Annotated in this window: 23 protein-coding genes and 1 tRNA gene; 13 read left to right on the forward strand and 11 right to left on the reverse strand. The window is 73.8% G+C overall.

What is annotated here, in order from left to right:
• The first annotated feature begins 32 nt into the window (after window positions 1-32).
• Window positions 33-1,790, forward strand: a complete 1,758-nt coding sequence (locus OIE69_RS30995; protein WP_326577396.1) for an acyclic terpene utilization AtuA family protein — start codon at window positions 33-35, stop codon at window positions 1,788-1,790.
• 7 nt (window positions 1,791-1,797) lie between these two features.
• Complete coding sequence (locus OIE69_RS31000; RefSeq protein ID WP_326577398.1) at window positions 1,798-2,766, forward strand: pirin family protein; 969 nt, start codon at window positions 1,798-1,800, stop codon at window positions 2,764-2,766.
• A 1,058-nt stretch (window positions 2,767-3,824) separates the two neighbouring features.
• On the opposite strand, the gene OIE69_RS31005 is transcribed toward OIE69_RS31000, so the two are convergent.
• From OIE69_RS31005 to fahA, 3 genes are all read right to left on the reverse strand, one after another.
• Complete coding sequence (locus tag OIE69_RS31005; RefSeq protein WP_326577400.1) at window positions 3,825-5,303, reverse strand: pyridoxal phosphate-dependent decarboxylase family protein; 1,479 nt, start codon at window positions 5,301-5,303, stop codon at window positions 3,825-3,827.
• Window positions 5,293-6,711 (reverse strand): MFS transporter, encoded by a 1,419-nt coding sequence (locus OIE69_RS31010; protein WP_326577402.1) that lies wholly within the window; start codon window positions 6,709-6,711, stop codon window positions 5,293-5,295. The genes OIE69_RS31005 and OIE69_RS31010 overlap by 11 nt, the downstream gene beginning before the upstream one ends.
• Before the next feature lie 142 nt (window positions 6,712-6,853).
• The gene (fahA, locus tag OIE69_RS31015) at window positions 6,854-8,107 is read right to left on the reverse strand and encodes a fumarylacetoacetase (protein WP_326577404.1); all 1,254 of its coding nucleotides are present in this window, start codon (window positions 8,105-8,107) and stop codon (window positions 6,854-6,856) included.
• Window positions 8,108-8,336: 229 nt separating this feature from the next.
• On the opposite strand from fahA, the gene OIE69_RS31020 reads away from it, so the two are divergent.
• Entirely contained in the window at window positions 8,337-9,608 is a 1,272-nt protein-coding gene (locus OIE69_RS31020; RefSeq protein ID WP_326577406.1) for a chloride channel protein, read from the forward strand.
• A gap of 49 nt (window positions 9,609-9,657) precedes the next feature.
• Here the strand turns inward: OIE69_RS31020 and OIE69_RS31025 are convergent, their stop codons facing one another.
• Window positions 9,658-11,058, reverse strand: coding sequence for a DUF2252 domain-containing protein (locus OIE69_RS31025; protein ID WP_326577407.1), 1,401 nt, complete (start codon window positions 11,056-11,058; stop codon window positions 9,658-9,660).
• Window positions 11,059-11,260: 202 nt separating this feature from the next.
• Between OIE69_RS31025 and OIE69_RS31030 the strand changes: the two genes are divergently transcribed.
• On the forward strand, window positions 11,261-11,905 hold the full coding sequence (locus tag OIE69_RS31030) for a GAP family protein (RefSeq protein WP_326577408.1): 645 nt from the start codon (window positions 11,261-11,263) through the stop codon (window positions 11,903-11,905).
• Between the two features lie 144 nt (window positions 11,906-12,049).
• Complete coding sequence (locus tag OIE69_RS31035) at window positions 12,050-12,472, forward strand: DUF6325 family protein (protein WP_392567689.1); 423 nt, start codon at window positions 12,050-12,052, stop codon at window positions 12,470-12,472.
• Between the two features lie 10 nt (window positions 12,473-12,482).
• On the opposite strand, the gene OIE69_RS31040 is transcribed toward OIE69_RS31035, so the two are convergent.
• Window positions 12,483-12,836, reverse strand: coding sequence for a hypothetical protein (locus tag OIE69_RS31040; RefSeq protein ID WP_326577411.1), 354 nt, complete (start codon window positions 12,834-12,836; stop codon window positions 12,483-12,485).
• Between the two features lie 310 nt (window positions 12,837-13,146).
• Here OIE69_RS31040 and OIE69_RS31045 point away from each other — a divergent pair, with 310 nt between their 5' ends.
• Window positions 13,147-13,458, forward strand: a complete 312-nt coding sequence (locus OIE69_RS31045; protein ID WP_326577412.1) for an SHOCT domain-containing protein — start codon at window positions 13,147-13,149, stop codon at window positions 13,456-13,458.
• A gap of 114 nt (window positions 13,459-13,572) precedes the next feature.
• Here OIE69_RS31045 and OIE69_RS31050 read toward each other — a convergent pair.
• Window positions 13,573-13,660, reverse strand: a tRNA-Leu gene (locus OIE69_RS31050).
• A gap of 173 nt (window positions 13,661-13,833) precedes the next feature.
• On the opposite strand from OIE69_RS31050, the gene OIE69_RS31055 reads away from it, so the two are divergent.
• From OIE69_RS31055 to OIE69_RS31065, 3 genes are all read left to right on the forward strand, one after another.
• Window positions 13,834-15,162 (forward strand): M20/M25/M40 family metallo-hydrolase, encoded by a 1,329-nt coding sequence (locus OIE69_RS31055; RefSeq protein WP_326577417.1) that lies wholly within the window; start codon window positions 13,834-13,836, stop codon window positions 15,160-15,162.
• A gap of 141 nt (window positions 15,163-15,303) precedes the next feature.
• The gene (locus OIE69_RS31060; RefSeq protein ID WP_018559022.1) at window positions 15,304-15,537 is read left to right on the forward strand and encodes a chaplin; all 234 of its coding nucleotides are present in this window, start codon (window positions 15,304-15,306) and stop codon (window positions 15,535-15,537) included.
• A 190-nt stretch (window positions 15,538-15,727) separates the two neighbouring features.
• Entirely contained in the window at window positions 15,728-16,639 is a 912-nt protein-coding gene (locus tag OIE69_RS31065; protein WP_326577419.1) for a chaplin, read from the forward strand.
• Between the two features lie 70 nt (window positions 16,640-16,709).
• Here OIE69_RS31065 and OIE69_RS31070 read toward each other — a convergent pair whose 3' ends face one another.
• Window positions 16,710-16,898: a DUF5703 family protein gene (locus OIE69_RS31070; RefSeq protein ID WP_026250995.1), complete on the reverse strand. Its 189-nt coding sequence runs from the start codon at window positions 16,896-16,898 to the stop codon at window positions 16,710-16,712.
• Between the two features lie 47 nt (window positions 16,899-16,945).
• Between OIE69_RS31070 and OIE69_RS31075 the strand changes: the two genes are divergently transcribed.
• Entirely contained in the window at window positions 16,946-17,560 is a 615-nt protein-coding gene (locus OIE69_RS31075; protein ID WP_326577421.1) for a hypothetical protein, read from the forward strand.
• 60 nt (window positions 17,561-17,620) lie between these two features.
• Here the strand turns inward: OIE69_RS31075 and OIE69_RS31080 are convergent, their stop codons facing one another.
• On the reverse strand, window positions 17,621-19,645 hold the full coding sequence (locus tag OIE69_RS31080) for a helix-hairpin-helix domain-containing protein (protein ID WP_326577423.1): 2,025 nt from the start codon (window positions 19,643-19,645) through the stop codon (window positions 17,621-17,623).
• Window positions 19,646-19,685: 40 nt separating this feature from the next.
• On the reverse strand, window positions 19,686-20,666 hold the full coding sequence (locus OIE69_RS31085) for an aldo/keto reductase (protein ID WP_326577424.1): 981 nt from the start codon (window positions 20,664-20,666) through the stop codon (window positions 19,686-19,688).
• Window positions 20,667-20,792: 126 nt separating this feature from the next.
• Between OIE69_RS31085 and OIE69_RS31090 the strand changes: the two genes are divergently transcribed.
• Window positions 20,793-21,845 carry an LLM class F420-dependent oxidoreductase gene (locus tag OIE69_RS31090; protein ID WP_326577425.1) on the forward strand — a complete coding sequence of 351 codons (1,053 nt, stop codon included), beginning with the start codon at window positions 20,793-20,795 and terminating at the stop codon, window positions 21,843-21,845.
• 44 nt (window positions 21,846-21,889) lie between these two features.
• Here OIE69_RS31090 and OIE69_RS31095 read toward each other — a convergent pair whose 3' ends face one another.
• Window positions 21,890-22,495 (reverse strand): hypothetical protein, encoded by a 606-nt coding sequence (locus OIE69_RS31095; protein ID WP_326577427.1) that lies wholly within the window; start codon window positions 22,493-22,495, stop codon window positions 21,890-21,892.
• Between the two features lie 275 nt (window positions 22,496-22,770).
• Here OIE69_RS31095 and OIE69_RS31100 point away from each other — a divergent pair, with 275 nt between their 5' ends.
• Window positions 22,771-23,559: a ferritin-like domain-containing protein gene (locus OIE69_RS31100; RefSeq protein WP_326577429.1), complete on the forward strand. Its 789-nt coding sequence runs from the start codon at window positions 22,771-22,773 to the stop codon at window positions 23,557-23,559.
• A 49-nt stretch (window positions 23,560-23,608) separates the two neighbouring features.
• Here OIE69_RS31100 and corA read toward each other — a convergent pair whose 3' ends face one another.
• Window positions 23,609-24,610 (reverse strand): magnesium/cobalt transporter CorA, encoded by a 1,002-nt coding sequence (gene corA, locus OIE69_RS31105; RefSeq protein WP_326577431.1) that lies wholly within the window; start codon window positions 24,608-24,610, stop codon window positions 23,609-23,611.
• A gap of 64 nt (window positions 24,611-24,674) precedes the next feature.
• On the opposite strand from corA, the gene OIE69_RS31110 reads away from it, so the two are divergent.
• Window positions 24,675-25,373 (forward strand): histidine phosphatase family protein, encoded by a 699-nt coding sequence (locus OIE69_RS31110; RefSeq protein ID WP_326577433.1) that lies wholly within the window; start codon window positions 24,675-24,677, stop codon window positions 25,371-25,373.
• Window positions 25,374-25,400 lie beyond the last annotated feature (27 nt).

The raw sequence follows: 25,400 nt of genomic DNA on the forward strand, positions 1-25,400 counted from the left end.
TCTGAACACCGACACCGCTGACGGCGAGGGACATGACCCAGCGACGTGAGACCCTGCGCATCGCCAACTGCTCCGGCTTCTACGGCGACCGCCTCTCGGCCGCCCGCGAGATGGTCGAGGGCGGCCCGATCGACGTACTGACCGGCGACTACCTCGCCGAACTGACGATGCTGCTGCTCTGGAAGGCCCGGCAGCGCGACCCCGAGGCCGGCTACGCCCTCTCCTTCCTCGCCCAGATGGGCGACGTCCTGGGCACCTGCCTGGACCGCGGCATCAGGATCGTCGTCAACGCGGGCGGGCTGAACCCCGCCGGGCTGGCCGCCAAACTCCGCGAACTGGCCGCCCTGGCGGGGCTGAACCCGTCGGTCGCCCACCTGGAGGGCGACGACCTGCTCGACCGGCTGCCCGGACTCCAGCGCGAGGGCCACCCGTTCACCCACCTGGCCACCGGACTCCCGCTCGCCGACGCGGGCGTGCGCCCGCTCACCGCCAACGCCTACCTCGGCGCCTGGGGAATCACCGAGGCCCTGCGCGCCGGGGCCGACGTCGTCATCTGCGGCCGCGTCACCGACGCCTCCCTCGTCGTCGGCCCCGCCGCGTGGGCCTTCGACTGGGCCACGGACGACTGGGACCGGCTCGCCGGCGCGGTCACCGCCGGGCACATCATCGAGTGCGGAGCCCAGGCCACCGGCGGCAACTACTCCTTCTTCACCGAGATCGAGCGGCCCGTGCGCCCCGGATTCCCCATCGCCGAACTGCGGCCCGACGGCTCCAGCGTCATCACCAAGCACGAGGGCACCGCGGGAGCGGTCACCGTCGACACCGTCACCGCCCAACTGCTGTACGAGATCGACCGCCCCGCCTACCTCAACCCCGACGTCGTCACCCGCTTCGACACCGTGACCCTGGAACAGGAGGGCACCGACCGCGTCCTGGTCACCGGAGCCCGGGGCGAACCCGCCCCCGACACCCTCAAGGTGTGCCTCAACCACCACGGCGGCTACCGCAATTCGGCCACCTTCGTGCTCGCCGGCCCCGACATCGAGGCCAAGGCCCGGTTCGCCGAGGCATCCCTGCTCGACGCGACCGGCGGCCCGTCCGGCTTCGGGACGTACGACCTCCGCACCGAGCCCACCGCCACCGGCGCCCGGCTCACCCTCACCGTCAAGGACCCCGACAAGGACAAGGTCGGCCGCGCCCTGTTCGGCGCCGTCGTCGGAACGGGCCTGTCCACCGCGCCCGGTCTGCACATGGAGCACTTCTCGCCCAGGCCCACCGAGTACGGCGTGCACTGGCCGGCCCTCGTGCCCGCCGCCCTCGTCCACCCCGAGGTCGTGCTCCAGGACGGCACCCGCATCCCCGTGCCGCGCCCGCCCGCCACGTCGGCACGCGTCCCCGCGCAGCCCCCGGCCCCGCCCGGCCGGCCGGCCGAGGGCCCCACCGTGCGCGCCCCGCTGGGCCTGCTCGTCGGCGCCCGCTCCGGCGACAAGGGCGGCGACGCCAACGTCGGCCTCTGGGCCCGTGACGACGCCGCCTACACCTGGCTGCGCGACTGGCTCGACGTCGAACGGCTGCGCGCGCTGCTGCCGGAGGCCGCGAAACTCCCCGTCAGCCGCTACGAGCTGCCCAACCTGCGCGCCCTGAACTTCGTCGTCCACGGCCTGCTCGGCGAAGGCGTCGCCGCCTCCACGCGCCCCGACCCGCAGGCCAAGGGACTCGGCGAGTACCTGCGCGGGCTGGAGACCGACATCCCCGCGGTGCTCGTCCCCGAGCAGCGCCGCGAGGCATGATCGCGCCATGAGCAACCTCGATGTCCATCCCGTGCCCGCCACGTGCGGCGGGCGCGAGGACGTGTCCGCCAAGCCCGTCCACGACCTGCTCACCGGACGCCTCGTGCCGCTCGGCGAGAGCACCGCCGTACGGCGCCTGCTGCCCAACCTCGGCCGCCGCATGGTCGGCGCCTGGTGCTTCGTCGACCACTACGGTCCCGACGACATCGCCGGCCGGCCCGGTATGCAGGTCCCCCCGCACCCGCACATCGGGCTGCAGACCGTCAGCTGGCTGCACGAGGGCGAGGTGCTGCACCGCGACACCCTCGGCAGCCTGCAGACCGTGCGCCCGCGGGAACTGGGCCTGATGACCTCGGGCCGGGGCATCGCCCACTCGGAGGAGTCCCCGCGCGAGCACGCCCGCCTCCTGCACGGCGCCCAGCTGTGGGTCGCCCTCCCGGAGGCCGCACGGCACGGCGAGCCCGCCTTCGAGCACCACGCCGACCTGCCGGTGCTGCGGGGCGGCGGCGGCCTCACCGCCACGGTGATCCTCGGCGGGCTGGACGGCGCGGCCTCGCCCGGCACCGTGCACACCCCCATCGTCGGCGCCGACCTCGCCCTGGCCGCCGGCACGGACGTGACGCTGCCGCTGGAGCGGGACTTCGAGTACGCGGTGCTGTCGATGTCCGGCCGGGCCGACGTGGACGGCGTGCCCGTGGAGGCCGGTTCGATGCTCTACCTGGGCTGCGGCCGGACCGCACTGCCGTTGCGCGCGGACTCCGACGCGGGCCTGATGCTGCTGGGAGGCGAGCCGTTCGAGGACAAGCTCGTCATGTGGTGGAACTTCGTCGCCCGCAGCGGAGAGGAGATCGCCCGCGCACGCGAGGAGTGGAACTCCGGGAGCGCCTTCGGCACCGTGCACGGCTACGACGGCGACCGCCTGCCGGCCCCGGAAATGCCCGCGACACCCCTGAAGCCACGCGGCCGCGAACGCTGACGCGCCGCGCGGCGGGCCGGTTCCGTGGCCGACCTCCCGGGTGCGCCCGGTTCGTGGGGGCGTTGCCCGGCCGCGATGGGCCCGCGTCGCACCCGCGTCGCCTCCGCGCACCTTGCGGGTGCGTAAGCGCTGTGCCGACCGCGTGGCCTGCGTCCCTTGGCGTCGCCCTGGCCGGTTGCATGGGGCGCGCCGAGGCGTGCGGCCGTGTGAACTCGCTTGCCGGGCAGGCCTTCTGGGCGCGTTCGGTTTCCCGAGGTCCGCGCGCGGCGGCGGCAGACGCCCGCTGGGCACTGACCGGCCGTATGCGCTCCGCGAACTCGCCCACCGTCTCGGCGTCCTGGGGCGTCCGGCACGCCGATGCCCCGCTCGCGGCGGCGGACGTACTCCGGATACTGCCCGGCCGTGAGGGGCCCGCAGTCCTCTGCGTCGCCGTCGCGGCCCTGCGCGGAGGTGCGCCGCGCTGTCGCCCTGGGCGGTTCCAAGGGGCCCCCGAGGCGTGCGCGAACCCGTCCACCGGGCCGGTCTCCTGGCGCGCCCGGTTTGCGGTGGCGTCGCCCGGCCGACAGGGACCCGCGCCGATCTTGCGGCCTGCGCGGCTGTGGCCGGCCTCGACCTCTTGGAGGGCCGGCGCCCCCGCGGGGGGTGCGGGCGCGTCGTGCTGCTCTGCCGCGGAGACCTGAGGCCCCTGGCGTCCCCCTCGCGATCCGTGCGGCCTTGGTGCTGCGCCGCACGCCTGGCCCGGTCGGATCCGTGGGTCCCGCCGAGGCGTGCGTGTCACGCGAACTCGCCCACCGCGCGGCCTTCCCAGGTGCTGTTCATCCGGGGGTCTTCGGCTGTGAGGTGCCCGAGGACTCGGTTCCCGCGCCGGCTCCCACGCCGACATCGCGGATCGCCCGGCAGTGGCCATGGGGTCCGGACCGGCCGGGTTCGAGGCCCCCCGACGCGGAGGCGCCGTGTGCACACGCGGACCGCACCGGGCGGCCGGTGGGCGCCGTCCGGTCGTCACGGCCGCGAGGCGCCGGGGGTCCCGCGCCGCCCGCCGACACGCGCCCGTGCCGTCAGACGCGGAAGACCGCCCCGACGAACTCCGTGAGCAGCCGCTCCTTGAGCGGGACGGGCAGCGCGTCGAGCAGTGCGAGCACCGGGGCCATCCGGCGCGGCAGCGCGGCGCCTCCGCCCATACCAGCGAAGGCCAGCACCGCCTCCACCTCCTCCGGCCCCAGGGTGTCCGGGTCGAGCCCCGCCGCGAACTCCGCGATCGCCGGGTCCACCGTCACCGGCTCCAGGGCGCGCGCCGCCTTCAGCGCCGCGTCCAGGTCGGTGAGGAGCGCGTCGACCAGCCCGGCCGCCGCGGGGGTCAGGGTCAGGTGCAGGTTGGGCGGCAGCCCGTCGAAGGACAGCTGCGGCTGCAGGTACCAGCCGCGTTCGCGCATCTCGTCGGCGAGGTGGAGCAGCAGGCTCAGATCCGGCGCGCCGTCGGCGCCGAGCAGGGTGAACGCGACGAGCCCGGCCTGCGGATCGCCGAGTACCCGCACGCCCTCGACGGCACGCAGTCCCGGCAGCAGCCGGTCGGCCGCCGCGGCGGTGCGCTCGGCGAGCGCCCGGTAGCCGTCCTCGCCGATGTGCCGCTGCACCGCCCACGCCTGGGCGAGCAGTCCGGCCGACTTGGTGCCCTGCGCGGTGGGGTTGACCACGGGATAGCCCGGCCAGCCCGCGTGCGCGAAGTACTGGTGGCGGCGGAGCGCGGCGTCCCGGTAGAGCACCACGGAGGCGCCCTTGTCGGCGTACCCGTACTTGTGCAGGTCCACCGAGAGCGAGGTCACCCCGGGCACCGACAGGTCGAAGTCCGGCACGTCCCGCCCGGCGCGCCGCAGGTAGGGCAGGAGCCAGCCGCCGATGCAGGCGTCGACGTGGCACAGCACACCGCGGGCGGCCGCCGAGGCGGCGATCTCCGCGACCGGGTCGACCACCCCGTGGGCGTACGAGGGCGCCGAGGCCACCACCAGCGCCGTGCGGTCGGTGATCGCGGCCGCCGTCGCCGCCGCGTCGGCCCGCAGCGTGTCCCGGTCCACCGGCACCACCACGGTCTCCAGACCCAGGTAGGCGGCGGCCTTGTGGAAGGCGGCGTGCGCGGTGGAGGGCAGGACCAGCTGGGGCGCGGTCACCCCGCGCACCGCGCGGGCGTGGTCCCGGGCGGTCTTCACGGCCAGCAGGATCGACTCGGTGCCGCCGCTGGTGAAGGTGCCCTGGGCGCCGGGCGTGCCCAGCAGCGCCACGGCGGCGGCGACCAGGTCGTTCTCCAGCCGCGCGACGCTGGGGAAGACCGTCATGTCCAGCCCGTTGACGGTGGCGAACTCCGTGTACGCCGAAGCGGCCAGCTCGTCGACGCCGGACAGCCCGGAGTCGTAGACGTACGCGAAGGTGCGGCCGCCGCGGGTGGGGGCGTCCTGCGCGCGCAGATCGGCCAGCCGCGCCAGCACCTCGCCGGCGGGGCTGGCCTGCGGGAGGGCGGGAGAGGGAACGGGCTCACTGGGCATGGTCGTCGGTGTCCTCGGGCGGGTCGGTGCGGACAGGGGTCTGCGGGGCGGGACCGGCGGGGTCCTCCCGGTAGTGGTGGAGCAGCCACAGGCTCGCGGCGGCGAGCACCGCGGGCAGCACGCTCATGCCGGCGTTGATGCCGGTCAGGGCCGAGCCAGGCTGGTCGGCGTGGTGCGCGGCGTCCGAGGAACGGAACCCGCTCACCGCCAGCACCAGTGCGAACGCCCCGGCGCCCAGCGCGAACGCCAGCGTCTCGGCCGCCGTCCACAGCCCCGTGAAGGTGGCCGCCCGCCGCCGGCCCGTGCGGACCGCGTCCGCGGCCAGGGTGTCGGCGAGCATCGTCAGCGGCAGCAACTGCAGCCCCGCGTAGGCGATCCCGACGGCCGCGACCGCCGGGTAGCCGAGGCCCGGCCCCGCGTACGGGGTGAGGGCCAGCAGGGCGGCGGCGACGACGAAGAGCAGCGAGGCGCACCACTGCGCGTACTTCACGCCGCGGGCCCGGGCCAGCCGGTTCCACAGCGGCATCACCAGCACCAGCGGGCCGATCATGCAGACGAACAGCGGGGTGACGGCCCCGGCCGCGCCCAGGGTGTACGTCGCGTAGTACTGCACCCCGGCCAGCATGATCCCCACGGCGAGTGCCTGCAGCGTCCACATCCCCACCAGGAAGAGGAACGGCCGGTTGTCCCGGGCCGCCGCCAACTGCGCCCGCAGCGAGGGTTCCGGCTCGCTGCGGGCGACCGACGGGGCGCGCCGGGTGAAGTGCCAGGCGCCCAGCATTCCGGCCAGCAGCAGCACCGCCACGACCGCCCCCATCAGCCGGTAGCTCGCGGGGGTGTCGCCGTTCTCGTGGGCGACCGCCGGTGCCAGCGCCCCCGACAGCAGGATCGCCACCCCGAGGAACCCCACGCGCCAGCCCAGCATCCGGGCGCGCTCGTCCGGGTCCTCCGTCATCTCCGCGGGCATCGTCACGTACGGCACCTGGAAGACCGCGTAGGCGGTGGCGGCCAGCAGGAAGAGCACCGCCACGTAGCCGGCGGCCGCGGCACCGCGCAGCGGCGGCGCCGCGAAGACCAGCGCGAACAGCGGCGGCAGCGTCAGCGCCCCGGCCAGCAGGAACGGCCGTCGTGAACCGCCCTGCAGCCGGCTGCGGTCGGCCGCCGCGCCCACCAGGGGGTTGATCAGCACGTCCCACGCCTTGGGGAGGAAGACGGCCGCGCCCGCCACGGCCGCCGGGACGGCCAGCACATTGGTGAGGTAGTAGAGCAGGATCAGCCCCGGCACCGTGCCGAAGGTGCCGGTGCCCAGCGACCCCAGGCCGTAGCCGATCCGCACCTGCCGGGGCAGCGGCGGTGCGGACGCGCGGCCGGCGTCCTCGGCGGGTGCGGAGGGCAGCGTCTCGGACATGGCTCCCCTGCGGGTCCGGGTCGTCTCGGTGCGGGCGTGCGTACCTACGCGACGGCGCGGCGCGCCGTGGCCGGACGCCGCGCCGTCAGGCGTAGGAGATCACGCCGACCCGGGACTCGGACAGACCCGTGAGCAGGTCAATTCACGCGAGCACCGGTCCCGCCACCACCCGGCCCGCGACCTCGCCGAAGCCGATGCGGGTGCCGTCCGGCCCCGGGGCGGTCGCCGAGATGACCAGCTCGTCACCGTCCTCCAGGAACGTCCGCTTCGTGCCGTCCGCCAGAACGAGCGGTTCCTCGCCGTTCCACGTCAGCTCGATCAGCGCGCCCCGCTGCGCGCGCCGCGGGCCGCTGACGGTGCCCGAGGCGAAGAGGTCGCCCGCCCGCAACGAGGCGCCGTTCACGGTCATGTGGGTGAGCATCTGGGCGTACGTCCAGTACATGGTGGAGAACGGCGGACGGGAGACGACCTCGCCCCGCAGCCGGACCTCCACGGCGATGTCGAGCCCGCGCGGCGGCGTCCCGGCGTCCCGGTCGTCCAGGTAGGGCAGGATCCCCACGTCGTGCGGCGGCGGGTCGACGCGCGCCGCCGACAGCGCGTCGAGCGGCACGATCCAGGGGGAGACGGAGGTCGCGAAGGACTTCCCGAGGAACGGGCCGAGCGGCACGGTCTCCCAGGCCTGGATGTCGCGGGCGGACCAGTCGTTGAGCAGGCAGACCCCGAAGACGTGGCTTTCGGCCTCCGCCAGCGGCACCGGCTCGCCCTGCGCCGTCGGACCGCCGACGACGAAACCGAGCTCGGCCTCGAAGTCCAGCCGTTCGCACGGCCCGAAGGACGGGGCGGACAGACCGGCGCCCCTGCGCTGCCCGTTGGGGCGCACCACCGGCGTCCCCGACACGACGATCGTGCCGCTGCGGCCGTGGTAACCGATCGGCAGGTGCTTCCAGTTGGGTGGCAGCGGCTCCCCGTCCGGGCGGAAGATCCGGCCGACGTTGGTGGCGTGGTGCTCCGAGGCGTAGAAGTCGACGTAGTCGGCGACGTCGAACGCGAGATGAAGCGTGACGGAGCCGCGCGGCAGCAGGTGCGGCTCGACGGCCGCCCGGTGGGCCTCGTCGGTGAGCCACGCGGTGATCAGCGACCGCACCGCCGTCCAGGCGGAACGCCCCGCCGTCAGCAGCGGGTTGAGCGTCGGAGCCGTCAGCAGCCCGGCCTCCGGCCCGGCCGTTCCCGCTCCGGCGGCGCGGGCGACGGCGCCCGCGTCGAGCACGTGGTCTCCGATGGCGACGCCGATCCGGCGTTCCTGCGGACGGTCCGCGGTGGTGAACACCCCGTACGGCAGATTGTGGACGCCGAAGGGGGAGTCGTCCGGCACGGCGACCCAGGTGGGGGCGGCCATGGCACCTCCAGATACGTCGGGGCCGCGCTTCCTCGCGCGGTCGGCTCACCCTAACGTCCAGCGTGGCCTGCGCCGCCGTGCGGCCCCGCGTCGGTAGTCTCGCCGGACATCACCCGTTCCGCCCCATTCGCGAGCGAGGAGGCCGGCGATCAGCCACCCCGGGAGCCAGCCCCAGGAAGCCGACGAGCTGCGCGAACTGCTGCGCCGTCCGGCGTACCGCAGGACGCTCGTGTTCTCCGCGGTGATCGGCATCCCGGTGTCCTTCCTGGCCTTCTGGTTCCTCGTCGCGCTGCACGAACTGCAGCGGCTGCTGTGGCAGGTGCTGCCGGGGCAGTTCGGCCTGCAGGCGCCTCCGTGGTGGTGGCCGCTGCCGCTGCTCACCCTCGCCGGTGCGATCGTGGGCCTGGTCGTCACCCGCCTGCCCGGCCGCGGCGGCCACGTCCCGGCGGGCGGTCTGCACACCGGAGGGCTCACCCCCTCCGCCCTGCCCGGCGTGGTCCTCGCCGCCCTGGCGGCACTGCCGCTGGGCGCGGTGCTCGGCCCCGAAGCCCCGCTCATCGCCTTCGGCGGCGGACTGGCGCTGCTCTTCCGCGACCTGGTCCGCACGCCGGCCACCCCGCCGCAGAGCAACGCCCTGGTGGGCGCGGCCGGTTCCGCGGCGGCGATCGCCACGATCTTCGGCAACCCGGTGGTGGCCGGAGTGCTCCTGATGGAGGTGGCCGGGGTCGGTGGGCCGCAGCTGTTCGCCGTGATGCTGCCGGCCCTGCTCGCCAGCGGCGTGGGCGACATCGTGTTCACCGGCTTCGGCCGCTGGACGGGACTGAAGACGTCCCACCTCGACATCGGCCTGCCCCGCCCGCCCACGCTCGACGCGGGCGACGTGGTGTGGGGCGTCCTGCTCGGCCTCGTGGTCGGGCTGGCCGTGCATCTGATCGTCACCGGCGGCAAGGCCGCAGCGGTGTTCGTCTCCCGCCGGCCGCTGCCGCACACCGTGCTCTGCGCGCTCGCCGCCGGCGCCTGCGCCGCCGTGTACGCGCTGGCCACCGGCCGCACACCGGAGGAGGTCGCATCCTCCGGGCAGACGGCGCTGGCGCAGATGGCCGCCGACCCGCACCTCTGGCCGGCCGGAGCCCTGGTCGCGGTGCTGCTCTGCAAGGGCGCCGGCTACGCGCTGTGCCTGGGCAGCCTGCGCGGCGGCCCGATCTTCCCCTCGCTCTTCCTCGGCGGCGCCGCCGGTCTCCTGGCCGCCCCGCTGCCGGGTTTCGGGGTCGTACCGGCGATGGCGGCGGGTATGGCGGCGGCCACCGCCGCCGCGATGCGCCTGCCGGTGAGCAGCGTGGTGCTCGTGGTGCTCCTGCTCGGCAACGTCGAGTCGGTGCCGGTCGTGGTGCTCGCGGTGGTCGTCGCCTTCGTGGCGGCCGAACTGCTGCCGCAGGGCCCGGACATCCCACCTCTGCCGCCGCCCGGGCGAGCGCCTCGTCCCGCGTCGTCGCGGCCGTGACGAGCGCCGCAGACGCGAACGCCCCCGGGCCCGCGTCTCCTTGAGGGCGTCAGGCGCTCTCCGCCCGGAGGCGTCCGTCGCGGACGGCCTCCACGAGCGCCCGGTGGTCCCGCTCGTTCTGGTCCGCGTACGCCTCGGCGAACCCGGCGACCGCCCGGTCGAAGACGTCCGAACCCCCCAGGTACGCGGCGATCGCGATCCGGTCACCGGACCGCGCGTGCGCCCTGGCCAGCGTGGCGCCGCACACCTCACCGAAGAGCGTCATCGTGCCGGGGGTCAGGTTCTCGGCCACCACGATGCCCTTCCAGTCGCGCAACTGCCGCACGTAGAAGTCGCGCTGACGCCCGTCGACGCCGTACAGGCGCTCCCAGCCGAGGAAGATGTCGCTGGTCGCCTGCATCAGGCGCTGCCCGGCGACCACCCGCTCGCCCTGCGAACGGTACGGCCCCGCCCCCGCGTACGGGGCCAGGACCGACTCCTCGGCCTCCTTCGCCTGCAGGAACAGCGGATCCTCGTCGTCCTTGCCGAGCAGGAGCAGGATCCAGCAGCGGGTACCCACACTGCCGACCCCGACGACCTTGCGCGCGCAGTCGGCGAGCCGGTACTGCTCCAGCAGGAAGCGGCGGTCGGGCTGCAGGGTGTGGCCGTACCGTTCGACGAGCCGGGCGATCTCCTTCTCCAGGGCGGCGCGGGCGTCGCCGTCGAGCAGGTCGCGCAGCGGCAGCAACAGCGGGGGATCGGGGGCGATCAGACGTCTGCCGCCGATCACCCGCGTCAGCTTGTCGAAGGCCTGCAGTGTGTCGTGCGCCCGGGCCCGGGCGCGGGCACGCTCCCAGCGCGCCACGTCCTCGCCGCCCAGCATCGGCGCGAACTGCTGCTGCAACTGGTCCGCCTCGAAACGCGTGTACCAGACCTGCAGGTTGCCCATCCCCGCGAAGCCGCGCATCCGGCGGCGGTAGGCGCCGACGGCAGCACGCACCACCCCCGCGCGCTCGTCCGCCGAGAAGCCGTTCGCGCGGCCCGCGATGACCAGACTGGCGGCCAGGCGCTTGACGTCCCACTCCCAGGGGCCCGGCAGGGTCTCGTCGAAGTCGTTGATGTCGAACATCAGCCGCCGCTCCGGCGAGGCCAGCAGCCGGAAGTTCAGCATGTGCGCGTCCCCGCACAGCTGGGCCCGCAGCCCCGAGCGGGGCGTGTGCGCCAGGTCCCCGGCCATGACCGCGGCCGCCCCGCGGTAGAAGCGGAACGGCGACTCGATCATGCGGCCGTAGCGGATCGGCACCAGCTCCGGCACGCGCCGCTCCGACTGCTCCGCCACGACGTCCACCGGATCGGCCCGGTCGGCCGCGGGCTCGTACCCGGCGTGCGCGGAACGCGGCGCCCTCTTGCGGGCCGCCTTGCCGTGCGCGGCCCGCTCCCCGGGGGATCGCCACCGGGCGTCCACGGTCATGGCGGTCACCGTCCTCCGGGCCGCACGGCCCCGCCGGGAGTGAGCGGGTGCGCCGGCCACCTCAAACGTAAGCCCGGCCCATGGGCCCGGCGAGTCGGACCCGGGGCCGTGGAGTTGTGCCCGCGGGCGGCCCCGGTGACCATGACCGCATGGAAGCGGCCGGCCGTTCCCCCGTACCCCCGGCCCCCGGCGGGGGGCGGCGATGGTCCTTGACCTCGTCCTGATCGGGCTGGCCGTCACCTTGTTCCCGTTCCCGCTGATGGCGTTCGTACTGGTGCTGAGCACCCGCGGCGGCGTGTGGAAGGGCCTGGCCTTCATCGTGGCCTGGCTGGCCTGCCTGGTCGCGGTCGTCGCGGCGGTGCTGCTGCTGACGGGAGGAGAGCCCCCGGAGCCGAAGTCCGCTCCTTCGACGGCCGCCCTCGCCGGCAAACTCGCCGTCGGCGTCGGGCTGGTGGGCTACGCCGAGCACCGCAGGCGCCGCGCGGCACGTCCCCACCGGCCGTCCCGGGTGGCGAACCGCCTGGAGCGGGTCTCGGCCTGGTCGTCCGCGGGCCTCGCCGTGCTCCTCCAGCCGTGGGGCCTGGTGGCGGCGGGCGCCGCGACCGTCGTCGAGGCCGACCTGTCCCACCTCGAGTCCTGTCTGGCGCTGCTGGCCTACTGCCTGATCGCCAGCGCCGGCCTGCTGACGATGGAGGTCTACGCCCTGTTCGCCCCGCAATCCGCCCGCGTCCGGCTGCGCGCCCTGCGCACCTGGCTCGACGGCCACCAGGACCAGGCGATCATCGGGCTGTGCCTGGTCATCGGGCTGGTGCTGGTCTCCAAGAGTCTGTACCAGCTCACCGCCTGAGCCCGAGGGCGCGCGCCGACTGGCGGCGCATCAGCTCCCGGGCAGGGCCCGGGCCGAGGTGCGCCGGCCCCGTCCCGGTGGTCCAATGGCACGGGGGATCGCACGGGGGAAGGGAGCAGTGCCGTGAGCGACCCAATCGACGAGATGGGCCCCATCGACTACGTGGTGATCGAGTTCCCCGGCAACCGCATGACCGGCGAGGCCTTCCCCCTCCTGCTCGACCTGGTGGACCGCGGGCTCGTCCGCATCCTCGACCTGACCTTCGTCCGCAAGGACGCGGACGGGAGCCTCGCCGGCCTGGAGATCGCCGACCTCACCGCCGAGGGACTCGGTGAACTCGAGGTGTTCCAGGGCGCCTCCTCCGGCCTGCTCGGCGAGGACGACCTCGCGGACGCCGCCGCCGTCCTCGAACCGGGCAGCTCCGCCGCCGTCCTGGTCTACGAGAACCTGTGGGCCGCACCCCTCGCGGTCGCGGTACGCCGGGGCGGGGGCAGGCTCGTCGCCAGTGGCAGGATCCCCGTGCAGGCCGTGCTGGCCTCCCTGGACGCCGGGGAGCCCGGCCCCTGATGACCTCCGGTCAGGCGTTGCCGCCGACGACGGTGAAGCTCATCCACGGCTCCGCGTCGGGCATACCGGGGTTGCTGGTCTTCGTCGCCAGGTAGTAGCTCTCCGTGCCCTCCAGGTTCTTGCAGCCGGGGCCGGTGTGCAGGATCACGTCGTTGAGCGTGTTGTTGGCGACGGACCTGGCACCCGTGGGCGGCAGATGGTGGCAGCCGTCCACCGACGGGCTGTCGAGCTGCACCACCTTGTTGTCGGGGGTGGTGTACACCAACGAGCCCACCGCTGTGGGGGTCAGGCCGGAGCAGCCCGCGGCGCCGAGCAGAAGGAACAGGGCGCCGGCGCGGATGCCGTGCCGCCGGAGATCTGCCATGGTGAGCGTCCTCGTCTGTGCGGAGAGCGGTGCGAAGGCAACGCTGCCCCGAAGCGCCGGCCCTGTCATGCGGGGCGCGACCAGTCGGCGCAATCGCCCGTCACTCCCTCCCGCTCGCGGTGGCCTCCCCGAAGCCCGGCCTCGCGCCCGTCACCAGGGCTTCCGGTCTTGGGGGAGGGGCACGCGCAGGTCCGCGATCTCTCGCGGACGGCCCGGCCGAACGGAGCGGCGCACCGGCCCCGGCACGGCGTGCGGCACTCCCGGCACGGTGGTCGAATGGAGGCCCAGGAGCCATCGAAGGGACGGCATCATGCCCGGTCTACTGCGTGGAGCGGTACGCACGGCCGTCGTCGCGGGCACGGCCACCGCGGTCTCACAGCGTGTGGCGCGACGGCAGCAAGGCCGATGGGCCCAGCAGGACTACGGACAGGCCCCGGTCCAGGAGCCCGCGCCCGCCCCGCCGCCCGCCACCGCGCCTCCCGCAGCCCCGCCGCCGCCCGCCCCCACGGGCGACATGGCGGGCAAGCTGGAGCAGCTCAAGCAGCTCGGCGAACTGAAGGAGCAGGGAATCCTCACCGAGGAGGAGTTCCAGACGCAGAAACGCGCCATCCTCGGCGGCTGACGGCCCCGGCCTCCGGAAGCCGAAGCCGAAGCACAGCGGAGGACGCCCAGACGCCACAGACGCCTGTGGGCGGCACCGCCGGTCTCCCGGTCGTGCCGCCCACAGGCGTCTGCATGGTGTCCGAGGGGGGACTTGAACCCCCACGCCCGATAAAGGGCACTAGCACCTCAAGCTAGCGCGTCTGCCATTCCGCCACCCGGACAAGGTGTTCGCCGCCCGGCACTCGGCCCGGCGACGTGGAAAACAATAGCAAACATCCGGAGGTCCCCGATCACACGCTTCCCGTGGCGGGAACGTGACGGCCGCCCCGGGGCCCTCGCGGGCCGCGGAGGGCGCGGGGGAGGATGGCCGGGACCGACGAACGAAGGAGACAGCGTGAGTGAGTCGAGCTCGGCCGCCCTGACGACCACCGGAGAGGACGAGGTCGTCGACCTCTGCCGGGACCTCATCCGGATCGACACCAGCAACTACGGCGACCACTCCGGGCCGGGTGAGCGGGCCGCCGCCGAGTACGTGGCGGAGAAGCTCGCCGAGGTCGGCCTGGAGCCGCAGATCTTCGAGTCGCACAAGGGGCGGGCCTCCACCGTCGCCCGCATCGCCGGCGAGGACCCCTCCCGTCCGGCCCTGCTGATCCACGGCCACACCGACGTCGTCCCCGCGAACGCGGACGACTGGACCCACCACCCCTTCTCCGGCGAGATCGCCGACGGGTGCGTGTGGGGGCGCGGCGCGGTCGACATGAAGGACATGGACGCCATGACCCTGGCCGTCGTGCGCGACATGCTGCGCAGCGGCCGCCGTCCGCCCCGCGACATCGTGCTGGCCTTCCTCGCCGACGAGGAGGCGGGCGGCGTCTACGGGGCGCGGCACCTGGTCGACCGGCACCCCGGGCTCTTCGAGGGGGTGACCGAGGCCATCGGCGAGGTCGGCGGCTTCTCCTTCACCGTCAACGAGGACGTCCGCCTGTACCTGATCGAGACCGCCCAGAAGGGCATGCACTGGATGCGGCTGACCGTGGACGGCACCGCCGGCCACGGCTCCATGACCAACACCGACAACGCCATCACAGAGCTCTGCGAGGCGGTCGGCCGGCTCGGCCGGTACGAGTTCCCGGTGCGGGTGACCAAGTCCGTCCGCGGTTTCCTGGACGAACTGGGCGACGCCCTCGGTACCGAGCTCGACCCGGAGGACATGGAGGTGACGCTGGCCAAGCTGGGCGGCATCGCGAAGATCATCGGGGCCACGCTGCGCAACACCGCCGCCCCCACGATGCTGGGCGCCGGCTACAAGGTGAACGTCATCCCCGGCCAGGCCACGGCGCACGTCGACGGGCGCTTCCTGCCCGGGCACGAGGAGGAGTTCCTGGCCGACCTCGACCGGATCCTCGGCCCCCGGGTCAAGCGCGAGGACGTGCACTCCGACAAGGCGCTGGAGACCAGCTTCGACGGTGCCCTGGTCGAGGCCATGCAGGCGGCGCTGAAGGCCGAGGACCCGATCGCCCGGGCCGTGCCGTACTGCCTGTCGGGCGGGACCGACGCCAAGTCCTTCGACGACCTGGGGATCCGCTGCTTCGGATTCGCTCCGCTGCAACTGCCCCCGGAACTCGATTTCGCGGGGATGTTCCACGGCGTGGACGAGCGCGTACCGGTCGACGGACTGAAGTTCGGCGTGCGCGTTCTCGACCGTTTTCTCGCGAACTGCTGAAACGACGCTCGCATCATCGACATTTCTTGCCGCTTAGCCGAAAAGAGTGAATGAATCCCGGCGGCAGTAGCGCGCCTTCTCCCTGCTCGTTGGTTCGTGTGCGGTCCGAGGTTGGGGCCGTTTTGCCAACAAGGAGGAAAAATGATCAAGAAGGTCGTCGCTGCTGCCGCTGTCACCGGAGGGCTCGTGGCTGCGGGTGCCGGCGTGGCCGTCGCCGACTCCGGCGCTCAGGCCGCCGCTGTCGGTTCCCCGGGGGTCCTCTCCGGCAATGTGATCCAGGTGCCCGTCAACATCCCGGTCAACCTGTGCGGCAACACGATCAACATCGTGGGGCTGCTGAACCCGGCCCTGGGCAACGCCTGCTTCAACAACTGACGCCGCGGCGGGCCGCACTGCTGCAGGCCTGATCCCGGCGGTCCCGGATGCGCCATCTCCGCGTTCCGGGGCCGCCGCACCGGCTAGGGGTGGGACACCGGTCATCCGGCCCCGGGGGGTCATTCATTCCCCCGGCGGGCGACAGTCCGCCGGTTTCCGTATCGGAAAAAGCAAGAGGCAGGGACATTCAATGCGACAAGTCGCGAAAAAGGGGCTGCTCACGGCAGTCGCGACAGGCGGCGTGCTCGCCGTCACCGGCGGCATGGCCTACGCGGACTCCCACGCGTCCGGGGTCGCCGCCGGTTCACCGGGCGTTCTGTCCGGCAACACCATCCAGGCGCCGGTGAACATTCCGATCAACGCCTGCGGTAACACCGTCAACGTTGTCGGGCTCCTCAACCCGGCGGCGGGCAACACCTGCGTCAACGGCTCCATCGACCAAGGCAAGGGCCACGGCTACGGCCAGGGCAAGGGCTACGGGAAGAAGGAGAGCGGCGGCTACGGCGGCAAGTCCGGCGGCTACGGCGGCAAGTCCGGCGGCAAGGGTGGCTACGGCGGCGGCAAGGGCTACGGCCAGGGCGGCAGCAAGGGCTACGGCGGCGGCAAGGGCGGCGGCAAGGGCTACGGCGACGACGGCTACGGCCACAGCGGTGGCGGCGCCTCGGCGCGTGCCGCGGCGGTCGGCTCCCCGGGCGTTCTGTCCGGCAACGTGATCCAGGCGCCGATCAACATCCCGGTCAACGTCTGCGGCAACACCATCGACGTCATCGGGATCCTGAACCCGGCGGCGGGCAACACCTGCGCCAACACCGGTGGTGGCTACCACCACGGGGGCAAGGGTCACCACCACAAGCCCGAGCACCACGGCAACCGCCACAAGCCGGGCAAGGAGAACAACGGTGGCGGCAAGGGCGGCGGTGGCGGTGGCGGCGGTGGCGGTGGCGGCGGCGGTGGCAACCAGCCGCAGTCCATGGGCCACGGCGGCGGTCCGTCCCTGGCCCGCACGGGTGCCGGTGACATCGCCACGGGTCTGCTGACCAGCGCCGGTCTTCTGCTGGGCGGTGCGGTGCTCTTCCGCCGCGCCCGCGCGGTCAAGAACTGAGCGTCACGGTCTCACCCCTTCGAGCGGGGCCCCGCGTTTCGCGGGGCCCCGTTCCGCGTACAGGGCGATCTCACCAGGTGGCGCGTATCTGCCGGATGATCCGGCGGCGCAGCCGTACCCGGCGGCTGCCGTCCGGGTAGAGGCGGAGCCGGTCGAGCTCCCAGTGACCGTACTCGGCGTGGTCGGTCAGCAGGCGTTGGGCCTCCTTGCGGGAGACTCCCCGAGGCACGTACACATCTCTGAATTCGTATTCAGGCATCGCATCTATTGTGCGGGGAACGCCTCGGTACGGATAGCGTCTTCTGCATGTCTGATGCCGCGCAGCCCACCGTTGCCGAGGTACGAGCCGCCGTCGAGGCGGTCAAAGCCGCGCTGGACCGCCACCTGGACGCGATCGAGAACCGCACCGGGGAGGACGATCCCGCGGTCTACGGGGCCTTCGAAGCTCTCGCCTCGGCTGCCGAGGCCTACGACGAGCTGCTCTACGACACCTATGACGAGGTCACGCCGTTCGAGGTGCCACTCGGGGACACCCTCCCCGAGTACTCCGGGCCCGAGGAACCGGGCGCGATCAGCGTCCTGATCCGCCGGGACTACACGGTGGCCGACCCGCAGCGGCTGCGCCGCCAGGCGGAACGGATCTCCGACTCCGCCGCGGCCGAAGGCGGCGACGTCGGCGCGGCGGTGGGTGCCCTCTTCGGGGAGTACGAGCCCGACGAGATCGCCGAGCGCCACAAGGAGTTCGGTCTGGAGGAGGGCGACTCCACGCTCTGGGTCACCGCGGCGGGGCCCGCCGAGCCGGGCGAGTGGCTCTCCGCGCCCTTCGACCAGGCGGACCCGCGGCATCTGCTCTGCCGCTTCGACGTCAGCGCGGTCTACGACGAAGAGGCCGACGCGGACGAGCTGGACCGGCTGGCCTGATCCGGCGCCGGCGCCGCTTCGCCGCGGGCCGGGGGAGCAGCCCCGGGCCCGCGCCGTGGATCACTCCGCCGCGGCGGCGGCAGCCTGCTCGCGCAGGATGTCGCGCAGGCGGGTCGTCCGGTCCCGGGCGGGGACCTCCGCCACGACCCGGGGCAGCGCCTGCTCGACGCCCTGCACCACGGACAGATGGCGCTCCCCGCGGCTGAACGCGGTGTAGACCCAGGCGCGGGTCAGGGCCTGTGCGGCGTCCCCCGGCAGGACCACGACCGCGGCCGGCCAGCGGCGGCCCGCCGCCTGGTGCGCCGTGACGGCCCAGCCGTGCCGTACCTCGGCGGGCACGGCGTCGGGCGCGACCACCACGGGCGTGCCCCCGCAGTCGAGCCGCAGCCCCTGCGCGTCGGCGGAGACGACGGTGCCCGGCACGGCCGTCCCGGCGGCCGGGGCGTGCACGATCCGGTCACCCGGGTCGAAGCCGCCGAAGCGGCCGGGCCCGGGGTTGAGACGCTCCTTGAGCGCGGCGTTGAGCGCCCGGGTGCCGGCGGCGCCGCCGTGGCCCGGGGTGATCACCTGGGTGTGCTCCGGGGGCACACCGATGACCCGGGGGACGGAGTCCGCGACGAGCTGGACCGTGCGGTGCACGGCCTCGCCGGCGTCCCGCACCGGGACGATCACGACCTCCTTCCCGGGGGCGTCGACCTCGGCCAGCTCGCCGAAGCCGATCCCGGAGACCAGCTCGCCGACCGGGCCGGGGTCGGGCGTGCGCGAGGCGACCTGCGGGCACACCTTCGCCGCCAGCAGGTCGGCGAAGACCCGGCCGGGCCCGGGGGACCACAGCACCGCCGGGTCGCCGGAGAGCACCAGGCGCGCCCCGTCGGGCACGGACTCGACCAGGGTCGCGGCCGTCTCCACGTCGAGCTGCGGCGCGTCCAGCACCGCCAGCAGATCCAGCGCCAGGGCGCCGTCCTCGTCCCGCCCGGGGCCCTCGTGGCCCGAGAGCAGCCCGGCGAGGGTGGCGGTCGCCTCCGCGTCCACGGCACCGGCCAGCCGCCGCCTGCCGTCCTCGGTGGCCGTAACGGCCCAGGCCCGCAGTCCCAGGGAGCGGGCGGCCGCAACGAGCGCCGCCGGTTCCGTCCGGGCCGCCTCCGCGCCCATGTGGGCGACCAGCCCGCTCCCGGCGGCCGCGCGGACCAGCGCCGCGGCGGAGGGGGACGGGGCCGCGCCGGCCGCGCCTTCCCAGTCCTGCGAGCCGTCCGCGTCGAAGGTGTTGAGGAGCCTGCTCAGGCCGTCCGCGAGGCTCTCCTCGGCCAGCGCGTAGCGGTCCAGGCCGAGGAGCAGCCGCACCGGGGCCTCCTCGTCCTCGTCGTCGGCCGCCGCACGGGCGCCGGCGCTCTCGTCCGGGACATGGAAGACCAGCACCAGGCCGTCGGCGACGGCGGCCTTCAGGGTCTCCTCGGCGTCGGCGACCCCGTTCTGCCCGAGCGCCGCGCCGAGCGTGCCCCACTCGAGCGCGGTGTGGCCCCGCTCGGCCGCCCGCTCCAGAAGCCAGACGACCAGCGCGCGCACGCGCCGCTCGTCGCCGGGGCCGCCCTCGCCGCCGAGCAGCGTCTTGGCGAAGCCGTCGGCCTGCTCCACCCGGATCCCGGCGAGCGCCAGGATCTGCCACGGATCCTCGCGCAGCGCCTCCCCGGCCCGCTCGCCCAGCGCCGCCACGGCGGCCTCGGCCAGGCTCTCCGGAGCCCCGCCCGCCGCGAGCACCGTCCGCGCGGCCGCCACGGCGTCACCGCTGAGCTGCGCGGGCAGCGCGGGCCGCGCCACGGCGGCCGGCGCCGGGGCGGGGGAGGGGGCGGCCGCGGGCCGCGACACCGCGGGACGCGCGGGCCCGGCGCTCTTCGCGGGCACCGCGGGGCGCTCCCCGCGCTCGATGGCCCGCACCGCCGCGGCCAGGTCCGTGAGTTCGGCGGGGAGCTGCGAACCGACGCCCTCGGTCGACGGCCGGGGCCGCCGGGGGGCCGCGGTCTCCTCGCCGGCGGTCTCCTCCGGCTCGGCGCGGTCCTCGCGGTCGCGGTCTTCGCGGTCCTCGGTCACGGTGGCCTCCGTTGTACGGCGGACTACGGTCGGGGCCCGATCACAGCGTGCTCCAGTCGTGGTCCGGATAGCGGTGCACCGGCGCAGAGACGTCGTCCAGCGCCTGGCAGATCTCATCCGGAAGACTAAGGGTCTCCACTGACAGTGCCGCAGCGAGCTGCCGGGCGTTGCGCGCCCCGACGATCGGCGCGGTGACGCCGGGGCGGTCCCGCACCCAGGCGAGCGCCACCTGCAGCGGGCTGGCGGCCAGCCCGTCGGCCGCTATGGCCAGCGCGTCCACGATGAGCCGGGCCGTCTCGTCGAGGTAGGGGGCGACGAAGGGCGCCATGTCCTCGGAGCCGCCGCGGGAGTCCTGGGGGGTCCCGTGCCGGTACTTGCCGGTCAGCACCCCGCGGCCCAGCGGCGAGGAGGGCAGCAGTCCCACCCCCAGGTCCAGCGCGGCGGGCAGCACCTCGCGCTCGATGCCGCGCTGGAGCAGCGAGTACTCCATCTGCGTGCTGGCCAGCGGCGTGCGCGCCGGCACGGCCTGCTGCCAGGTGGCGGCCTTGGCCAGCTGCCAGCCGCAGAAGTTGGACACCCCGACGTAGCGGGCCCGGCCGGAGCTGACGGCGAGGTCGAGGGCCTGCAGCGTCTCGTCCAGCGGGGTGGTCGTGTCGTACGCGTGCACCTGCCACAGGTCGACGTAGTCCGTGCCGAGCCGCTGCAGGGAGGCGTCCAGGGCGGTCAGCAGATGGCCGCGCGAGGCGTCGAAGCGGCGGTAGGGGTCGGGGACGCTGCCGGCCTTGGTGGCGATCACCAGGTCCGAGCGCGGCACCAGGTCCTCCACCAGCCGGCCGAGGAGGTACTCGGCGCCGCCGTCCCCGTACACGTCGGCGGTGTCCACGAGCGTGCCCCCGGCCTCCCAGAAGGCCTTGAGCTGGTCGGCGGCGTCGAGTTCGCCGGTGTCGCGCCCCCAGGTCAGCGTGCCGAGCCCGAGCCTGGACACGCGCAGTCCCGTACGGCCGAGGTGCCTTTGCTCCATGAGGGGTGAGATTACTGGTCGTCCGGGAGCTTTGGGCAGGAGTGACGTACCCGACAGGCGCCGGCGCGCGCCCGGAGCGATAGGGTCCGGGGAACAAGGACGTTACTCATCGGTAAGGGGATCGCCATGCGGCTCGGGATCAACCTCGGCTACTGGGGCGCCGGGATGGACGCCGACAACCTCGCCGTGGCGCAGGAGGCGGACCGCCTCGGCTACTCCGTGTGCTGGGCGGCCGAGGCCTACGGCTCGGACGCGCCCACCGTGCTGTCCTGGGTGGCCGCGCAGACCGAGCGCATCGACGTCGGTTCGGCCATCTTCCAGATCCCGGCCCGTACCCCCGCGATGACGGCGATGACCGCCGCCACCCTCGACTCCCTGTCCGGCGGCCGCTTCCGGCTCGGCCTGGGCGTCTCCGGCCCGCAGGTCTCCGAGGGCTGGTACGGCGTCACATTCGACAAGCCGCTGGCCCGTACGCGCGAGTACGTCGAGATCGTCCGCAAGGCGATGTCCCGGGAGCGGCTGAGCCACGAGGGCGAGCACTGGACGCTGCCGCTGCCCGGCGGCCCCGGCAAGGCGCTGAAGCTGACGGTGCACCCGGTGCGCGAGCACATCCCGCTGTACATCGCCGCGATCGGCCCGAAGAACCTGGAGCAGACCGGCGAGATCGCCGACGGCGCGCTGCTGATCTTCCCCTCCGCCGCCCACTTGGAGGACACCGCGATCCGCCACATCCGGGCGGGCCGCGAGAAGGCCGGGAAGACCATGGACGGCTTCGACGTCTGCCCGACGGTGCCGCTCGCGGTCGGCGAGGACATCGACGCGCTGGCCGACATCTTCCGTCCCTACACCGCCCTGTACGTCGGCGGCATGGGCAGCCGCAGCCAGAACTTCTACAACCGGCTCGCGCAGCGCATGGGGTACGAGAAGGAGGCCGCCGAGATCCAGGACAAGTACCTGTCCGGCGACAAGGACGGCGCCGCCGCCGCGATCCCGCGCGAACTCATCGACTCCACCACCCTGCTGGGCTCCGTGGAGCGGATCGCCGACCGGATGCAGGCCTACGCGACGGCAGGTGTCACCACGCTGACCCTGGCCCCGGCCGGGTTCACCCTGGACGAGCGGGTCGCCGCGCTGCGTGCGGGCGTCGAGGCGCTGGAGCGTGCCGGACTCGCGCAGTAGCCGGACCGCCGCGGCGGCGGCGGGCCTTCGGTGCCGGTCCCGGCTCAGCCCGGGACCAGGCGCCCCATCATCCGCCCGAAGGCGATCAGGCGCGCTATCTGGCCGGCCCCGCCGTCGTCGAGGGACTTGCTGAAGCGGAAGGACTCCGGGCGGAAGCGGGCGGAGGCGACCGTGCCGTCGGCGTCCCCGCGCACCGCGCTCATTTCGTGCGGCATGGCGGTGGCCAGCACCACGTACACCCCGCGGTCGATCCGCCGGCCCTGCTCGTCGCGGCCCACCAGGGTGCGCATGCCGACGTGGCCGATCGCCTCCAGGGGCAGCACCTGCACGGAGGAGTCCACCACCCGCCCGCCCGGGGCGTCCTCGTCCGCGACCTCCTCGCTGTGCCACAGGACGAGCCGCCGCCCGTCGCAGACCGCGGCCTCCTGCCACACCGAGGTGCCGGCCTCCGTCAGGTCGACGACGCGTTCGAGGGTGAAACCGCGGACCCGCCGCCGGCCCAGGACGCCGTCGATCGCCTCGAGGGCCACGTCGGCGTGCAGGAAGTAGGCGCGTGCCGCGTCGTCAAGGCGTGGGTAAGGGGCCCAGTCCGATCCCGCCGGGCCTCCGGGGCGTGCCGTCGTCCGGCTGCGCGTCGCCTTGCTGAACATGTCTTGGTCGTAACCCCTCCGAGGGGCTATGAAATCACGGGCACTTCGGCCGGCGGCGGGGCCCCTCGGTTTCCGCGGCCGTGGTGGGGGCTCGGGGGTCTTCCCCGCCACGGCCGTCACCAAACACAACGCCCGGAAGCCCCAGGGGTTACGTCTCCGCTCCCGTACGGCCCTCATCCGTTCGGCCGAGTTGACGCCCGGGCCTGTTGCCGCATGCTTTGCGGGCGACTTGACTCGTCTTTTGCGTATGCCCGATTCGCGCAGGAGGTTACGTCATGCTCTCCGCCCGGAGTCTGTTCCAGGAGATCCTCGACAACGACGACTCCTTCCGCCTGTTCTGCTCGATCGCCGCCAGCGGTGAGTCGCAGGGCGGCTGGGAGAACGGCAGGATCGCCGCGCTGGTCCCCGAGTCCCAGCGTGAACTGGCCCCCAAGATCGCCCGGCACGGCGCCGACGAGGACAAGCACGGCCGGATCTTCCACGCCCTGATGCGCAAGCGCGGCCTCGAACCCGTCCCGGTCCCCCCGGACACCGACTACACCATGCTCCTCGAGCGCGGCGGCATCGGCCTCGCCCACGACAAGCTGCGCCGCGACGAGCCCCTGACCGTGCCGGACGTCGTCACCTACCTCGCCCACAGCCGGGTCACCGAACAGCGTGCCTCCGAGCAGATGGCCCTGCTCACGAGGCACTTCGCCGGCCACGCCGACATCGGCAGGGCGGTCCGCATGATCTCCGCCGACGAGGACAACCACCTCGCCTACTGCCACGAGGAACTGCTGAGGTTCGCCGAGGCCGGGCACGGCGCCGCCATCGAGCGCGTCCTTCGCGAGTGCGCCCGCGCCGAGATCCGCATCTACCGCGACGTCAGCCTCGCCGTCATGGACCACATGGGCCGGATCCTCGGCTGGTCCGGGGCGAAGGCCGCGGTGCTGCGGGCCGGCATCCACGGAGTCCACGCGTACGAACGCCTGGGCGGCTGGCGGCGGATGGTCAGGCTCGTCATGCCCCAGCGCCGCGACGCCCTCGGTGGTCCCGAACCCGCGGCGGAACCGGCGGTCTGAGCGGCCTCCCGGCCCCGCGCCCGCGTCCCGCGCGGGGCCGGGAGGCCGCTCAGAGCCAGCCGTGCCGTTTGAACATCCGGTACAGCAGGATCTCGGACACGGCGATGACCGCCAGGACCGCGGGATAGCCCCACACCTGGTGGAGTTCGGGCATGTAGCGGAAGTTCATGCCGTAGATGCCCGCGATCATGGTGGGCACCGCCGCCATGGCGGCCCACGACGAGATCTTGCGCATGTCGTCGTTCTGCCGCACCCCCACCTGGGTCAGATGGGAGCTCAGCACATCGCTGAGCAGCCGGTCGAGGCTGTCCACCTGCTCGTTGGCCCGGGTCAGGTGGTCGGCCACATCGCGGAAGAAGGGCTGTGTGCCGGCCGCCACATGCGGCACCGTGCCCGTCGAGAGCCGGATCATCGGCTGCATCAGCGGCGCGGTCGCCCGCCGGAACTCCAGCAGCTGGCGCTTGAACCCGTAGATCCGGCTCGCCGTGCTCTCGGCGCCCCGGCGCGCGACGGACCTGCGGCCCTCCGGGGCGAAGACCTCCGTCTCCAGGTCCTCCAGGTCGGCCTGGAGATCGGCCGCGACCACCATGTAGTCGTCCACCACGGTGTCGCTGATGGCGTACATCACCGCGGTCGGCCCATGCTTGAGGACCTCGTGCTCCGCCTCCAGGCGGTGGCGGATCTCACCCGGGGCGATCGCCTCGCCATGGCGCACGGTGACGACGAAGCCCTCCCCGACGAAGATCATCAGCTCGCCCGCGGTGACCGTGTCCTGCTCGTCGTCGTACGAGACCGGCTTGAGCACCAGGAACAGCGAGCCCTCGTACACCTCCAGCTTGGGCCGCTGGTGGGCGCAGAGCGCGTCCTCCACGGCCAGCGGGTGCAGCCCGAACTCGCGGCTGACGAGGTCGAACTCCTTCTCCGTCGGCTCGTACAGGCCGATCCACACGAAACCCCCCTCCGTCGACCGTGCCGCCTCGAGCGCGTCGGAGAGGTCGTCGGGGGCTGCAGTGCGCTCCCCGTCGCGGTAAATGGCGCAGTCGACGATCACACCTGTCTTCTTCCGCGTTACGTCGGCGCCACACCGGACAACCGGTGGTCGTATGGTTGCGGTCATGCCCACCGTGATCCTGGTCCGGCACGGCCGGTCCACCGCCAACGCGGAGAAAGTGCTGGCCGGACGGCTCCCCGGAGTCGCCCTCGACGAGACCGGACGTGACCAGGCCGCCGCGCTTGCGGCCCGGTTGGCGGGACTGCCGCCCGCGGCCGTCGTCACCAGCCCCCTGCAGCGGTGCCGTGAGACCGTGCAGCCGCTGCTGGACGCACTGCCCGACGTGCCGCTCCACGTCGAGGAGCGGATCTCCGAGTGCGCCTACGGCGACTGGAGCGGCCGCAAGATCGCCGAGCTGGCCGACGAGCCGCTGTGGGGCGTCGTCCAGCGCTACCCCTCGGCCGCCGTCTTCCCCGGCGAGGGGGGCGAGTCGGTGCGCGCGATGCAGGCCCGCGCCGTCGACGCGGTGCGCGAGTGGAACGCCCGCATCGAGGAGAGCCACGGACCCGACGCCCTCTACGTGGTGTGCTCCCACGGCGACATCATCAAGTCCGTCGTCGCCGACGCCCTCGGCATGCACCTCGACCTCTTCCAGCGCATCGCCGTCGACCCCTGCTCGGTCACCGCGATCCGCTACACCCCGGAGCGGCCCTTCCTGCTCCGGCTCGGCGACACCGGCAGCCTGGAAAGCCTGCGTCCGAGGGAGCGGCCCACCGCGGCCCCGGGCGACGCGGAGGTCGGGGGCGGTGCGGGCGCACCGTGATCAGCTTCCGCAGTAGGGTGGACCGAA

The organism is Actinacidiphila glaucinigra, from assembly GCF_035918135.1.
Lineage (GTDB): Bacteria > Actinomycetota > Actinomycetes > Streptomycetales > Streptomycetaceae > Actinacidiphila > Actinacidiphila glaucinigra.